Raw genomic sequence first — 14,576 nt, 5'->3', positions numbered from 1 at the left:
CGCGGAGAACGACGCTGCGGCGAGTACCGGACTCATGGCTGACCGGGGCAACGCCGGCGTCGGCGGCGACCTGGGCGGCGTTCTCGCCGCGCTCGAGGAGAGAGCCGACCCCACCGACCACTTGCGCATCCGCGCAACTGCAGCCGTGACCCGAGCCGCGTTCCGCAGATAGATAGCATCTGCGGCGATGGCGGGAAAGCTGAGGGTTCTCGGCGCGGCGGAGCACAACCTGCGTGACGTAGACGTCACGTTCGGGCCCGGCGTGACCGCCGTCGTCGGCGTGTCCGGCTCGGGGAAGTCGTCGCTCGCGTTCGACGTGGTCTACACCGAGGCGCGGCGTCGGTTCCTCGAGTCGCTGGGGCTGGGACGTTCTGGGGCACGCGTGCCAGCCGCGCATGTGCGCAGCATCGAAGGCTTGGGCCCGGCGGTGGCGATCGCTCAGAACGTGGTGAACGTCAACCCGGCTTCGACTGTCGCGACGTCAGTTGGTTTGCACCCTTTCCTGCGCATTCTCTACGCCCGATTCGCGGACGTCACCTGCCCCAATTGCCAGGTGCCGGTACGGGCGGTGTCGCGCGAGGAGCGGCTCGCGATCGCCTTGGACATGCTTGCCGCCGCAGGCCGCCTCGCGGTGGAGGTGGCGGTCGTCCGCGGCCTTCGCCGGAGCCACGCGCGTCTCCTTAGTGGCCTTCGGGGCCAGTTCGATGCGGTCACGATCGACGGGAGTCCGTGGGCGGCGAGCAACACCAGCCGTGTGCCGCGGCTCGACCCGACAGCCCCGCACGATGTGGTCGTACGCGTCGCCACGCTCCACCCGGGCGCGTCCGCCGCGGAGGTTCGCGCCATCCTCGAGCGCGCCGACGCGTTGGGCTCACCAGAGGTCCGTCTCGGCGGCACGCCGGTGCTGCGAGCACCCATCTGCCCGAACTGCTCGGACTGGGTCCGGCCGCTGGAGCCGTCGGCGTTTCGCGATGCGGCGGTGGACACGTCGTCGCATCGCATCGCCGGCCTCACCCTGACCGAGTTGCTCGCCCACTCGGTGAGCGAGGTCCTCGAGTTCGTGGACCAACTGCCGGTCGGACTGCGTGCTGCACGAATTCAGAACGAGCTGCTGCGTCGACTGCGGCCGCTGGTCACGTTGGGCCTCGGCCATCTCAGCCTCGACCGGTCGATGCCAACGCTGTCGCGCGGCGAAGCGCAGCGGACGCGGCTTGCGGTCGTGCTCGGCGGCCGGCTCGAAGACCTCCTGCATGTCCTCGACGAGCCGACCATCGGGCTGCACCACACCGACCTCAAACGACTGCTCGACGCCATCGCGTCGTTGCCCGGCCCAGTGCTCATGGTCGAGCACGACCGCACCGCGATCGCGATGGCGGACGACGTCGTCGAGATCGGCCCTGCCGGAGGCCGCGGCGGTGGCGAGTTCGTCTTCCAAGGGCCACCCGCCGCGCTGTGGCGCGCCGACACCGCATCGGGGCGCAGCTTCTCAGCGCCAACGCATGCTCGTCGCGCTGAGCGTCCGATCGGCGAGCACAGGATTCGCATCACCGGAGCCAGCATGCGCAACCTTTGCGGCGTCGACTGCGAGATACCGCTCGGAGCGCTCACCGTCATCACGGGCCCATCGGGAGCAGGCAAGACCACTCTCGCTCGCGACGTGTTGCTGGAGTCGATCCGAGACAACGCGCCGATCGGTTGCTCGACCTTCGACGCCCCGGCGGTGCGCGCGGTCGCTGTCGAGCAGAAACCGCTGGGCAACAACCCGCGTTCGAATCCGGCGACCTATACGAAGGTGTTCGATCGCATCCGTGACGTGTTCGCGAACGAGACTGGGCGGACCGCGTCGGAGTTCACGTTCAACCGAACCGAGGGGGCGTGCCCGGAGTGCGAGGGGATGGGCGCGGTCGCGATCAGCATGAGCTACCTGGCGCCTGTATGGATCCCGTGCGAGGTGTGCGAGAGCCGCCGTTACCGACCGGAAGTGCTCGAAGCAACGTGGGCAGGTCGGTCGATCGCGGACGTGCTCGCATTGAGCGTTGACGAGGCCCACGCGCTGTTCGCCGAGCACCCGTCGGTCACCCGCATCCTCGAGACGTTGCAGGAGGTCGGGCTCGGCTACGTCACCCTTGGGCAACCCTCACCCAGCCTCTCCGGTGGTGAAGCGCAACGAGTCCGCCTCGCGCGCCAGGTGACCAAGGCCAAGTCCGGCGACCTCGTGTTGCTCGATGAGCCCACGACCGGCCTTCACCCCGCAGACCTTGGCCGGCTCCTCGACGTGCTCGACAAACTGACCGCCAACGGTTGCACGGTGGTGGTCGTCGAACACCAGGCAGATGTGATCGCCGCAGCCGACTGGCGGATCGATCTCGGCCCGGGGGGTGGCCCCAATGGCGGACGCCTGGAGCACTGCGGCCCGCCAGTTGCCGAGAAACGACCAAGGGTTACGCCCCGCGCCAAGCCACGTGCCGGCCGGCGCTCCAGCGACGCCATCCGCGTGCGAGGCGCCCGCGCCCACAACCTGCAGGGTGTCGACGTCCAGTTCGCCAAGGACCGATTCACCGTTGTAACGGGCGTGTCGGGATCCGGGAAATCGTCGTTGGTCCGCGACGTCGTCGCGGCGGAGGCCAACCGGCGGCTGCTCGAGTGCCTGTCGGTCTACGAGCGCCAGTCGGTGCGCGAAGGACCGGAAGCGCCGGTCGACTCGCTCACGGGGTTGGGACCGACGATGAGCATCGACGCTTCCGGCACGATCTTCGGCTCGAGCGGGGCCGGGAACTCCGTCTGGGATGCCGCCCGGACGACCGTCGGGCGGTCTAGCGATCTCGACCGCCTCATCTCCGTCGTCCTGGCGCGCGCCGGTGTGCGCACATGCCTCGCGTGCGGCCGCGACAACGTCCGCAGGATCTCGCCAGCGGTCGAAGCAGCGTGGAAGTGCGACGACTGCGACACCCGCGCGGTGCCCATCGAGCCGCGTCACCTCATAGGGTCGCCGGTCGCCATCTGCCCGCAGTGTTTGGGGCTGGGCGTAACGCGGCAGTTCCACTTCGACAGGTGGGTCGTCCAGCCCGATGCACCGATCTGCGCCGGCTGCTTCCGTGGGAGCGGCCGGGGTCCGTCGACGATGGCGTCGGCATCCATGGCGTTGCTCGGCTATTTCTGCAAGGAAGGCACCGGCGGCCACGCCTCGCTGCGTGCGTTCGCCAAGCGCCAGGGGTTCGACCTCGCGACCACGCCCTGGTCGGAGCTGACCGAAGAAGCCCGCCAGGCGTTCATGTTCGGCGACCCGTCGCCCACCAACGAATTCTCCTTGGTCTCATGGATTGGGATGAACCACTGGGCCCAACACGACCTGGGCGGCGCGGACACCAAGGCGTCCCCCTGCGCAGAATGCGGCGGTCGACGGCTACGCGCTCCCTACCTGGCGATTCGTCTCCAGGGGCGCGACCGCAACGACTTGTTCTCGGCGTCGTTCGCCGAGCTCGCAGGCGTACTGGCGTCGATGGACGAGCCGGAGGACGAACACGCGGCGCACGCTCGCACAGTTGCGTTACATCGCCTCCGCTTCCTGAACTCCGTCGGGCTCGGCTACCTCGACCTGAACCGGGCGACGTGGACGTTGTCCGCGGGAGAGGCGCAGCGGATCAAGCTGGCGTCGGTGCTCGGCAGCGGCCTCGTCGGCATGACCGTGCTACTCGACGAGCCAAGCCGAGGGCTGCATCCCTCAGAGGTGGACGCGCTCGCCCGTACCCTGAGTGAGCTGCGCGACGTCGGCAACACTGTGATCGCCGTCGAACACGACCCCACGCTCATTCGCGCCGCCGACGACATCATCGAGATCGGTCCCGGACCCGGACGAGCCGGCGGCCGGCTCATCGACCTCGATAGCCCCGAGTCCGTCACCCGGGCCGTGCTCGACGGACGTATCTCAATCCCTCGCCGCGACCGCCGCCGCGAGCCGACAGGGTGGATGCACGTCACCGGCGCGCGGGAGAACAACCTGCGCGGCCTCGACGTGCGCATCCCGCTCGGCGTACAAGTCGGCGTCTGCGGTGTGTCCGGATCGGGAAAGTCCTCGCTCGTCGTCGACACGATCGCGCTCGGGCTGGCGCGCCCCAAGACCAACATCCCCCACAGCGGCATCATCCGCGTCGAGCCCGGTGTCCACGACGCCATCTCCGGCGCGCCCGACCGCACCATCGTCGCCGACCAAGCCCGCGCCGAGATCACCTCACCCGGCATGTTCCTCGGACTCATCAACGCAGTCCGCAAGTCGTTCGCCGCGAGCGAAGTGGCCCGCGAGCACGGCATCACGATCAAGGACCTCACCTACGGCTGCGACGCCTGCGGCGGCAAGGGGACGTGGCAAGAGGACATGTCGTTCCTGCCGTCGGTGACCCAGACCTGTGACGCGTGCAGCGGCACCGGCTACCGGCGCGAGGTCGCAACGCTTGCTGAGCGGGGCCGAACCCTCGCCGACATCGAAGCCCTCACCATCGCCGAACTCGTCGAGGAGTGGGGCGACATCGACGCCGTCCGGCGCGTCGGTGGCGCCGCGGTCGCGCTCGGCCTCGGCTACCTCATCGTCCGCCAGCCCAGTTGGAGCCTCTCGGGAGGCGAAGCACAACGACTCAAGCTCGCCAAGGAGCTCGCCCGCCCCGCCAAGGCCGGCGCTCTCCACGTACTCGATGAGCCCACCGTCGGTCTGCAGGCAACCGACGTCGCGGTGCTTGCCCATGCCCTCGCCACGATCGTCGACGCCGGCAACACCGTCTTGGTGGTCGAGCACGACCCGATATTGCTCGCAACCTGCGACTGGCTCATCGAGCTGGGACCAGGAGCCGGACCCGATGGCGGCGAGATCGTCTTCGAGGGCCCACCCGAACAGCTCGCCAACGCCGACACAGCAACCGCGCCATACCTCCTCGAAGCCATCACATGAACATGACAACGCTCCTGCTCGGAGATCCGTCCCCGTCGCTGCGGTGGCGTACTGCTGTCGAGCTCGAAAGCGCCACCGACGACGATGACGACGTCAATGCCTGGAAGGGCGAGATCGGAGCGAGTCCCGCGGTCCAGTGGCTCCTCGCACGACTAGCGGTGGCCGCCGAGCGGCCTCAAACTGCCGGCTATCTGCTCTGCCAACTCGCGTATCTCGGCTACTGCGGCCCCGAGCTTGCCCCTGCCGTCGACGCCATCTTCGCCCACCAGCAGCCGGACGGCTCGTGGCCGCTGCGACTCGACGGCGACAACGACCAGCCCGTACGCAAGCCAAGAAAGGAAGCGCCGCCAGGGTTGGCCCCATCGGACAGCCCGCGCTTCATCACCATGCAGACCGTCGTGCCGTTGCGAGGCATCGCCGCGGCCGGGTTCGCCACCGACCCTCGCGCTGAACGCGCCTACGAATGGCTACTCCGCGAACGACTCCACGATGGCTCCTGGCCCGCCGGACCCAAAGCCGACCTCGGAGGTCCCGGACGGCCCTCACTGCCGGAAAAGGACTACCGGCGACTCACACGCGGAGACGGCTGCCGCTCGGCGACGACCGGCGCGGTGGCCTGCCTCGCGCTGCACCCCCAGCGCAACCGATCCGACGCCGCTCGCGTCGGCGTCGACCACCTCCTCGCACGCGAGACCCGAGACGAATCGACCCTCGGCTGGGAAGTCGCCCGCCTGGTCGGGCTCGAACCGGCGATGGGACAGATCACCTTCTACGCCACCTTCGATCTCGCCTTCCTCCTCGACCTCGCCTCCCGATGCGGCATCTCCGCCGATGACCGCCGCATACGCGACCTCACCACCTGGCTCGAAACACTTCGCGGCCCCTACGGCCTCTGGGAACACCACGCCCACCCGCAGCTCTCCCGATGGCTCACCTTCGACCTCGAGGCCAGCCTCCGCCGACTCGCCGACGGCGACTGGATCGGCAACGAGGAACCAGCCAGCTTCACCCCCTACAAACATGGACGCCGCCGGTACTGACAGCGTCCGAGCAGACGCGCCGGTCCTGGCTGTGAGGTGACCGTGGCGGCCTGTGCTGCGGGTAAAAGCGCAGGTAGTCGGCCTCCCGTCGGGCCGGCACCAGAAGGTGACCGCCTATCGCCACGGCTGAGAGTGGGCCGCTGCTCGAGGTCCTCGAAGTCGATCGTGGTCATGCATCAGGCGGATGCGTGCTGCTCTGGGGCATCCCAGTACCAGGACTCCGGGTCGTACACCGCGGGAAGTGGGTGCGCCCAGGTGAAGGGACCGCCTCCCTGCGCCAACTCGGCCCGTACAGGCACGTTCAGGAGCTCGGCGTGCTGATACACGATGATGGGATAGTTGGCTACGGTTCCCTGGTAGAACGGTCCCTCGGCCAAGTGAATTTTGATCATCTCCCACACCGCTTGGTAGCGCTTCAGCGTGTCGGGCTCGGTCCGCGCGGTGGCGAACTCCTTCCACAACCGGGCGACAGGCCCGTTGGGTTCGGGTTCGATACGCGGCGGAGTGCGCTTCCACGGGTCGACGTCCAACTGGGTGTGTTCCTGCGGAGTTCCCTGGATCTGCCACCACTGCCCCTGCAGGGGCGCCCAGCGGGAGGACTCGATGGGGACGAACCACCAGGGCCCGGTGAGGTGGTCAGGGCCGTCGCCAACGTCCCAGGCACCCTGACTCATCAGCTTGCCACTGGCCCATTGGTCCTGGAAGGACGTCGGCGGCACCGGATTCAGTTGCACGGCGATGCCGATCTCCTCCCAATCCCGCTTCAGGAGGTTGTTCTTTCGCTGGTGCTCTTCGGACGTGTCTGCGGGGTAGTCGATACGAATCTTCAGTTCGCCACCGTCAGGTCGCTCACGCCAGCCGTCCCCGTTCGAGTCCACGACCTGTAGCTCATCAAGGAGCTTCTTTGCCTTTCCTGGGTTGTACTCGACGTAGCTGTCCCGCCAGCGCCGGTAGAACCCCTGGCCCTGTTCGTTGACCTGGTACTCGATCGCCATCGGGCTGTAAGTGCCAGTGGTCTTCTCGCCCGTGTTGTAGTAGATGGACTTCTGCGCGTCGCCACGGTCGAACGCGTGCGACAGTGCCTGGCGGAACTTCGGAGCCCGGATGAGCTTCCGAACCTCCGGTTCCATGTAGTCGTAGTTGAAGAAGAACACCGAACCCGAAGCCGACCCGCTGTCCCAGAAGTGCAACTTCATACCGCTTCTCGACTGCGCCCGCTGCAGACCCGCGGCGTCAGCCATGGTCAGGCCCAGGAAGTAACCATAGATGAAGTCACATCCGCCCTCCTGAAGCTTCAGCTTGGCCACCTGTGGATCCTGCACGGCAGTCATCGAGAGCGTGTCGACGTAAGGAAGTTGGTTCCCGTCTCGATCGACGCACCAGTAGTAGGGGTTGCGTTCCCACTTGACGACCAGGCCCTCGTCGTAGGAGCGCACCTTCCACCCGGTGAGCGTGGGGCACTCCGGATTGGTGAGGAAGTTCACCTTCTGGTCGTGACCGGCGGGCCAGTCCTCGCCCCGGATGCTTCGGTTGTACTTCGGGTGCCACTGCTTGAGGTAGTGCTTGGGCAGGAACCAGTCCACTCCCTGCTCGGGGGCGTTCACGAGGTTCGCGAGGTAGAGAGGCAGCAGCGGGGTCGGAGCATCGAAGCGCAGCACCAGTGTCATGTCATCCGGTGCGGTGAGCCTCATGGGCGTCCCCTTCCCGGACCGCGCCGAGTCGGGAACCGTCGCAGGGTGGTCCTCATTGAGCACCAGGTCCTGCCACCAGTACAGCGCGTCCGCACTGGTGACCGGTTGCCCGTCGGACCATCGCAGGCCCTCCCGAACATGCAACGTCCACTCTGTGGCGTCGTCGTTGGACGACCAGCTCTCCACCAGCCCAGGGGCGATGTCCAGCCCGTCGTTCAGCCAACGCAACGGTGAGCGGCCGTACATGTACTCGAAGCTGGACGCGTCGGTCGTGGACCTTGTGATGAGACGCATACCCCCGCCGTACTTCCCGGTACGCACCCACCGATGCGGTAGGACGTACGGGCGGGTAGGCAGGCGCTCAGCCACTGGTGGAAGGTGACCCGCGCTCACCCTCTCCTGAAGGGACGGAGCTTCATGGAACTCCCGCGGGGCCGGTAGCGGTTTACGCGACGAGCCCTTCGCACCACCCGTGGACGCGGGCTTTGGCGCACTGGGCTCCCCGCGGTCACTACATGCCCCAAGGGCCACCCCGCCGGCTAACATCGCGCACCCGTACAAGAACCGACGTCGCTCGACACTGGCTTTCATCGCAGGCATACAACCGCCTCCTTTGCCCGAGCTGTGCATGCCGGCACCTGAGACACGTGCAACGTCCACGCTCCGACTGGTTCCGGAGCTCCTTGCGACCGAACCACACTGACAACGCCGTTCGCCACACCGCGTCGAGCTGTGGCCACGGCCAATGCTGGCCTTCAGCCGGGGCGCACGCCTCGAGTCCCGTCCGTGTTGGTGGATCACGCGTGGCCAGTCCGTATTTTAGGTCTTGACCGAAATGCGGGGCGTGTCTATCTTCTGGCACCAGGGAGCGCTCCGCGCCTCTACCCAGTCGATGCAACCGGACTGAGTGCACCGCGATCAATGGCTGCGTCCGGCAGCCGTTGACGCACCGGCCGATAGGACAGAACCGAGGTGCTTCCATGAGCGGTTTCTCCGAGCCCATGCCATCCTCACGAGCTGGTTTCCAGCCCAGCCGCCGCGACGTCTTGCGCTACAGCATGCTCATCGGCTCGGCAGCGCTGCTGCCGCCGCTCCTCCCCGACCTGGCCGCCGCGGCGGAGTCGACGATCACGCTGGCCGACACCCCGACCAAGACGAAGCCGACGGTCTACACCGCGGAGATGGTGACAGCCGCCCGCCGCAACGTCGAGCAGTACGACTGGGCGAGGGCGGCCCGCGACGCTGCCGTCGCGAACGCCGATCCTCTTGTCGCCAAAGGCGACGACTGGCTCTGGAAGCTGGTCACCGGCCAGGGCGTGCCGCGCAGCTACGCGGTGAACCAGGACCTCGGCTCTCCCATCACCGGCAAGGACATCTACCGGTTCGGCAACTACCCGTGGCTCGCCGACCCGATCAACCAGCCGTGGAAACTGATCGACCCGTCAGTGCCGGAGGACTCCGGACTGCCCCGGATCTACCCGACCAACGACTTCGGCGCGTTCTACGCGAGCGGTCTCGACGAGCACGGCAACTTCGACCGGGCACGCGCCGACCACAGCTTGCTGGTCAACGAGCTGTACCCGGAGAAGGGCCCGACGTGGGGTGTCGACGACGGCTTCGGCTGGGTCGACGGCAACGGTGCCAAGTGGACGTTCATCCCGTACTACAACCACTGGTGGGTGTGGTACGGCGCGACCGCGCCCCTGTACTACGCACTGCCCGCACTCCGCGACGCCTTCATCACCACCGGGGATCCCACGTACGCCCACGCCGGACTGATCCTGCTCGACCGGATCGCCGACGTGTACCCGTCGATGGACACCGCGCCGTACAAGCGATCGGACGGTTACTTCCACTCCGATGGCTTGAGCGGCAAGGGAAAGGTGGTCGGCTGCATCTGGGAGACCGGGATCTCGCAGGGGATCTGCGATGCCTACGACGCCTTCTTTCCGGCGATCGCGAACACCGACGAAGCCAACGTGGTGCCGTTCCTGTCGGAGAAGGCCCGCCAGTACGGGCTCGCGCCGAAAGACTCGCCAGCCGCGATCCGCGTGAACATCGAGAACGGCATCCTGCGGCAGGTGTACCCAAACGTGCAGGCCGGGAAGATCCGCGGCAACTTTGGCATGCACCAGCGGTCGATCACACTCGCCGGTGTGGTGCTGGACGCGCCGGCCGAGACGACGGAGTGGATCGACTTCGTCTTCAAGACCGGCGGCGTGGGGCCGACACCGGAGTATCGGGTGTCAGGCGGCGATGTGTACCGCACCCTCGTGGACGTCGTGGACCGCGATGGCATGGGCAACGAGGCTTCGCCTGGGTACAACCGGCTGTGGATCGGCCATATCCGCGGCATCGCCGACGTCCTCGACGGATACTCCGGTTACCCCGCAGCAGACCTGTACGAGCATCCGAAGTTCCGGAAGATGTTCCAGGGCATGCACCCGCTGGTGATGCTGGGCGCCTACGTTCCGCAGATCGGCGACACCGGTTCGACTGGCATGCCCGGCCTGTTCGGCTCCCCGAACGAGTTCTTCTATTTCTTCGAGAAGTTCGGCCTGCCCGAGTACGCCCAGATGGCCTATCTGATGAACGGCAACAGCGCCGACAACCTCTACGGCAATCTCTTCAGCCCGGACGTTCCCGGTATCCAGCAACGGATCCGCGACGTCATCGCCACGCACGGCACGTGGCAGCCTCCCAGCGAGAACCTCACCGGGTACGGCCTTGCCATGCTCCGGGACGGCACCGGAAGCAAGGCGCGCGACCTGTGGGTGTACTACGGCCGCAGCACCGGGCACGGCGACTTCGACGCCCTCAACCTCGGCATGCACGGCTTCGGCGTGGACATGTTGCCGGACCTCGGATATCCGGAGTTCGCCGACACCAGCATCCGCACGCAGGAATGGAACCAGAACACCATTGCCCACAACACGGTGGTGGTCGACAAGAAGCCGCAGGCTGGCCAATGGGTCGGCACACCACACGGTTTCGCGGCCGGTGACCGCGTACAGGTGTGCGACACCTCGGTGCCGGCGGCGTACATCCAGACCAGCACCTACCGGCGGGTCTCGGCGATGGTGAAGGTCGACGACACGAACTTCTACGCGGTGGACGTGTTCCGCGTCGTCGGCGGCGCCGACCACCACTTCTCGTTCCACGCCGCGGAGGGCCCCGCGACGGCCGAAGGGCTCACGCTGGTCGAACAGCCCATGGGGACCTACGCCGGCCCGGACGTACCCATGCCGTCGGACGATGCCCCCTACCGCAGCAACGCCAGCGGCTTCGACTGGTTGGACAAGGTGTCCCGCGACACCAACCCCACCGGACCGTTCAGTGTGGACTGGAAGATCACCGATACCTGGAAGGTCCACGACCCCGACCCGAACCTTCACCTGCGGCTCACCATGCTGTCCGAGGTGGACGATGTGGCGATCTGTGACGGCACACCGCCCCGCAACAAGCCGGGCAACCCGGCGAAGCTGCGCTACCTCATCGCCCACCGGCAGGCCCCAGCGGGGCAGCAGCTCACCAGCCAGTTCGTCTCGCTCGTCGAACCCTACGTCGACGACCAGGTAGTGCGATCCGTCTCGACGGTGCCGGTGCGGGCCGTCGACGGCACGATCGCCCCACACGAGGCGGCCGCCGTACGCGTGGAGTTGACCAACGGTCGCGTCGACCTCATCGTCAACTCGCTTCGAACCGATGTGATGCTGAAGGTCGATCTCGACAACCGCAAGGAGCTGAGGTTCCGCGGCTCGTTCGGGGTGTACTCCACCCGCGGCGGCGAGCCGGAGTACGCGTGGACCCACGGGGCAAGCTTCCTGGGCCCGCTGCCACAGATGCAGGGCCCAGCCGCCGCAACCGGTACGTTGCGGGACTTCACCCGCGACCTGTCGGTCAGCAACCAGCTCACCGTCAAGCTCGACGCTGGAGTCCCGGCCACGATGAAGCTCGACGGCAGCTATGCCTACGTCACCGTGCCCCACTCCACGTACGCAACGATCGTGTACCCGTCCAGGACTCCGTCGAGCGCTGGGGACTACGGGGCGCTGAGCCAGCAGATCACCGTCAACCAGGCAACCTCACATCAACTGTCTGTCAAGGTGAACGACGACTTCGCTGGAGCCACCGCCGGCTACCACTTCATTCAGGTGCTGATCGACGGTGCGGTCGTGGCCGAGCAGGACGTCGCCGGTCCAAGCCAGTGGCAGGAACTCACCGCCGATGTCACCGCACAGCTGGCCGGCAAGACCACCGCGGTTCTCACGTTGCGTCTGATCAGCAAGAGGGGCGTCAGCAACTTCGGTGTCACCGCGATGTTCGACGACGTGGCCATCACGGGAACCAGCATCGAGAACGGCGACTTCGAGGACGCGACCTCCTCTGCCTGGCGGCCGGAGTCGAACTCATCGAACTTCGCCATCAACTCGCGAGCCACCGCCGACACCAACGCGCGCAACGCCGCCTATCGCATCCACAGTGCGCGCTTCACCGACGACACCACGGTGGTGCTCGACATCGGCGACATCACCACGATCCGCGGTTACGCCGACCCGAACGACTTCAGCAAGGGCTTCCGCTACGACGTGGCAGCGGGCGCCACGGTCAGCATTCCCTTCACCCGGCAATGGCAGTCATGACCTCGGGACCATCTCGGAAACACCGTTTGCGGGATAGTGGGGATGTCCTCGAACATCTCGCCCCGTCTCCACGGCTAGGAGGTGTCCTGCCGTCCCGTTGACGAGGACGGGACGGGACGCCGGCGACCGCGCGGCGAACATGCGTGCCCTGCTGCGACAATGCGGGCATGACAGCTTCTGTGGATGTGTCCTGGCAGCTGGATGGCATCGTGATGGACGGTACGGTCGTCCGGCCAGATGGCGATGGACCGTTCCCGGCCGTGGTTCTCGTGGCCGGCAGCGGGCCGACCGATCGGGACTGGTGTTCACCGCTGCTGCCCGGCAACAACGGCAGCGCGCGACTCTTCGCCGAAGCGTTCGCCCTCGCCGGTATCGCGTCTCTCCGCTATGACAAGCGAGCGTCAGGTCCGCACGCCATGGAGAACCTTCCCCGGCTGATCGGGAAGGCGAGCATGCAGTCCCATCTGGATGAGCTGGTCGCGGCCGTTGAGGTGCTCGCGGCGCAGGAATGCGTCGACGCGTCCAGCATCGTCGGGCTCGGCAACAGCGAAGGTGCCCTGCACGTGCTCCATTACGCGACCAGCAAGCAGGATGTGCCGTTCGTCGGGATCGTGCTCGCCGCGCCGCCCGGCCGTCCGATCCAGGAGGTGTTGCTGTCCCAGTTGGCGCTCCAGGCCGCTCAGGTGCCGGGTGGCGCGGAGCTGCTGCCGAAGGTCGAGGAGGCCGCCGCGCGCTATGCGGCCGGGCAGCCGATGAACCCCGATCCCGGACTGCCAGAGAGCGTCAGGATGGTGCTGGCCAGCTTCGAAGCGCCGGCGAACCTCCCGCTGGCCCGCGAACTCTGGGTCGAATCCGCGGGCGACTCGCTCACGAACGTGCGCATCCCGGTGCTGGTTCTGATCGGCGGCAGAGACGTGCAGATCGATGTGCACGCCGACGGCGACCCGCTCCAACGCGCCGCCGCAGGAATGGCCAATGTGACCTTCGCCTTCCCGCCCAGTGCGAACCACGTGTTCAAGGAGGACACCCGCACACCTGCCGAGGTCGCGGCCTCCCCGGGCAACGGATACAACGCCCCGGACACCCACCTTGACCCCGAAAGCCTCACCACGATCCTCGACTGGTTACAAGCCATCGTCGACCCGGCGCGGGTCACGAGCGCCTGACCAGGGGCGGGCATTCTGGAGAAACCTCTCCATCTGCGCAGGGACCAAGGCGAACATCAGTCACCTGACCCGTCTCATCCGCGTCGGGCTGGGCCGGAAGAACGTGCCGGCTGGCTCGCTTCCGGGGCTGTCCGCGTAGATCCCGAGCTCGGATGACTACGCTGGATCCGCCAGTTGGAGGAGGTTGCGATCTGAATGGGCAACGGGCACGTGCCTGGACGGTCTGAGCAGGAGGACGCGCTCGGAGCCGAATGGGAGAGGCACCGGCCCGCGGTGTTCGGCGTGGCCTACCGGCTGCTGGGCGGGGTGGCCGATGCCGAGGATGTGACTCAGGACGTGTGGCTGCGGGCCGCCGGAACAGATCTGCAGGACGTCGATGATCTGCGGGCCTGGCTGGTGACGGTGGCCGCACGGCGGTCGTACGACATTCTCAAGAGTGCCCGTTTCCGCCGGGAGACCTATGTCGGGCCGTGGCTGCCGGAGCCGCTGCTGACGGGGCCGGACGCATCCGAGCCGGTCCTCGTCGATGAGTCCGTCGGCACAGCGATGCTCGTGATCATGGAGGAGCTGAGCCCGCCGGAGCGGGTGGCCTTCGTCCTGCACGATGTCTTCGGCCTTGAGTTCGGCCGAGTCGCCGAGGTGCTGGATGTCTCCGTGCCGGGTGCCCGGCAGCTGGCCTCACGGGCGCGGCGGCGGGTAGCCAAGGCGAAACAGTCTTCGCCGCAGGCGTCGAAGGCGGAGCGTGCACGTGTGCTGGCGGCTTTTCGCGCCGCCTACGAGAACGGGGATCTGGCTGGCCTGGTCAGGCTGCTACACCCGGACGCCGTCTACGTCACCGATGGCGGCGGCGAGACCCACGCGGCGCGCAAGCTCATCCATGGTGGTGAGCGCGTCGCTGAGGTAATGGTGCGTGTCGGCCGCCAGTGGCGTCCGGACCGCATCGACCTCGTCGAGGTTGGCGGCGAGCTCGCCCTGGTGTTCCGCCGGGAGGGCCGTGTCTACTCCGTGGACACGCTGCAGATCGCAGACGGGCTGATCACTACGTACCGCAGGGTCATGAACCCGAACAAGCTTTCTCACGTCTGAGCTGTCACGCT

Annotated in this window: 7 protein-coding genes; 6 read left to right on the top strand and 1 reads right to left on the bottom strand. The window is 67.1% G+C overall.

Annotated elements, in window-relative coordinates; genetic code table 11:
- Positions 1-34 precede the first annotated feature (34 nt).
- The 3 genes from HEB94_RS25705 to HEB94_RS25695 are packed head-to-tail and all read left to right on the top strand — an operon-like array spanning position 35 to position 5,979.
- On the top strand, positions 35-172 hold the full coding sequence (locus HEB94_RS25705; RefSeq protein WP_192752280.1) for a hypothetical protein: 138 nt from the start codon (positions 35-37) through the stop codon (positions 170-172).
- A gap of 15 nt (positions 173-187) precedes the next feature.
- Positions 188-4,939, top strand: coding sequence for an ATP-binding cassette domain-containing protein (locus HEB94_RS25700; protein ID WP_192752279.1), 4,752 nt, complete (start codon positions 188-190; stop codon positions 4,937-4,939).
- Positions 4,940-4,941: 2 nt separating this feature from the next.
- A complete protein-coding gene (locus HEB94_RS25695) occupies positions 4,942-5,979 on the top strand; it encodes a hypothetical protein (protein ID WP_192752278.1) in 1,038 nt (345 codons plus the stop codon).
- A 176-nt stretch (positions 5,980-6,155) separates the two neighbouring features.
- On the opposite strand, the gene HEB94_RS25690 is transcribed toward HEB94_RS25695, so the two are convergent.
- Positions 6,156-7,964 (bottom strand): ABC transporter substrate-binding protein, encoded by a 1,809-nt coding sequence (locus tag HEB94_RS25690; RefSeq protein ID WP_238361622.1) that lies wholly within the window; start codon positions 7,962-7,964, stop codon positions 6,156-6,158.
- Between the two features lie 686 nt (positions 7,965-8,650).
- Here HEB94_RS25690 and HEB94_RS25685 point away from each other — a divergent pair.
- The 3 genes from HEB94_RS25685 to sigJ all read left to right on the top strand — a co-directional run bounded on the left by HEB94_RS25685 (position 8,651) and on the right by sigJ (position 14,565).
- On the top strand, positions 8,651-12,313 hold the full coding sequence (locus tag HEB94_RS25685; protein ID WP_192752277.1) for a heparinase II/III domain-containing protein: 3,663 nt from the start codon (positions 8,651-8,653) through the stop codon (positions 12,311-12,313).
- A 167-nt stretch (positions 12,314-12,480) separates the two neighbouring features.
- Positions 12,481-13,479, top strand: a complete 999-nt coding sequence (locus HEB94_RS25680; RefSeq protein ID WP_192752276.1) for an alpha/beta hydrolase family protein — start codon at positions 12,481-12,483, stop codon at positions 13,477-13,479.
- Between the two features lie 195 nt (positions 13,480-13,674).
- Positions 13,675-14,565, top strand: coding sequence for an RNA polymerase sigma factor SigJ (gene sigJ, locus HEB94_RS25675; RefSeq protein WP_192752275.1), 891 nt, complete (start codon positions 13,675-13,677; stop codon positions 14,563-14,565).
- Positions 14,566-14,576: the final 11 nt, after the last annotated feature.

The organism is Actinopolymorpha pittospori (genome assembly GCF_014873875.1).
GTDB classification, from domain to species: domain Bacteria; phylum Actinomycetota; class Actinomycetes; order Propionibacteriales; family Actinopolymorphaceae; genus Actinopolymorpha; species Actinopolymorpha pittospori.
This window is presented reverse-complemented; position numbering and strand designations above follow the sequence as displayed.

What these genes read in the sequence shown, in the direction of transcription:
- HEB94_RS25690 (WP_238361622.1), bottom strand. Translation starts at nt 7,964, where the DNA reads ATGCGTCTCATCACAAGGTCCACGACCGACGCGTCCAGCTTCGAGTAC.
- HEB94_RS25685 (WP_192752277.1), top strand. Translation starts at nt 8,651, where the DNA reads ATGAGCGGTTTCTCCGAGCCCATGCCATCCTCACGAGCTGGTTTCCAG.
- HEB94_RS25695 (WP_192752278.1), top strand. Translation starts at nt 4,942, where the DNA reads ATGACAACGCTCCTGCTCGGAGATCCGTCCCCGTCGCTGCGGTGGCGT.
- HEB94_RS25705 (WP_192752280.1), top strand. Translation starts at nt 35, where the DNA reads ATGGCTGACCGGGGCAACGCCGGCGTCGGCGGCGACCTGGGCGGCGTT.
- HEB94_RS25700 (WP_192752279.1), top strand. Translation starts at nt 188, where the DNA reads ATGGCGGGAAAGCTGAGGGTTCTCGGCGCGGCGGAGCACAACCTGCGT.
- HEB94_RS25680 (WP_192752276.1), top strand. Translation starts at nt 12,481, where the DNA reads ATGACAGCTTCTGTGGATGTGTCCTGGCAGCTGGATGGCATCGTGATG.
- sigJ (WP_192752275.1), top strand. Translation starts at nt 13,675, where the DNA reads ATGGGCAACGGGCACGTGCCTGGACGGTCTGAGCAGGAGGACGCGCTC.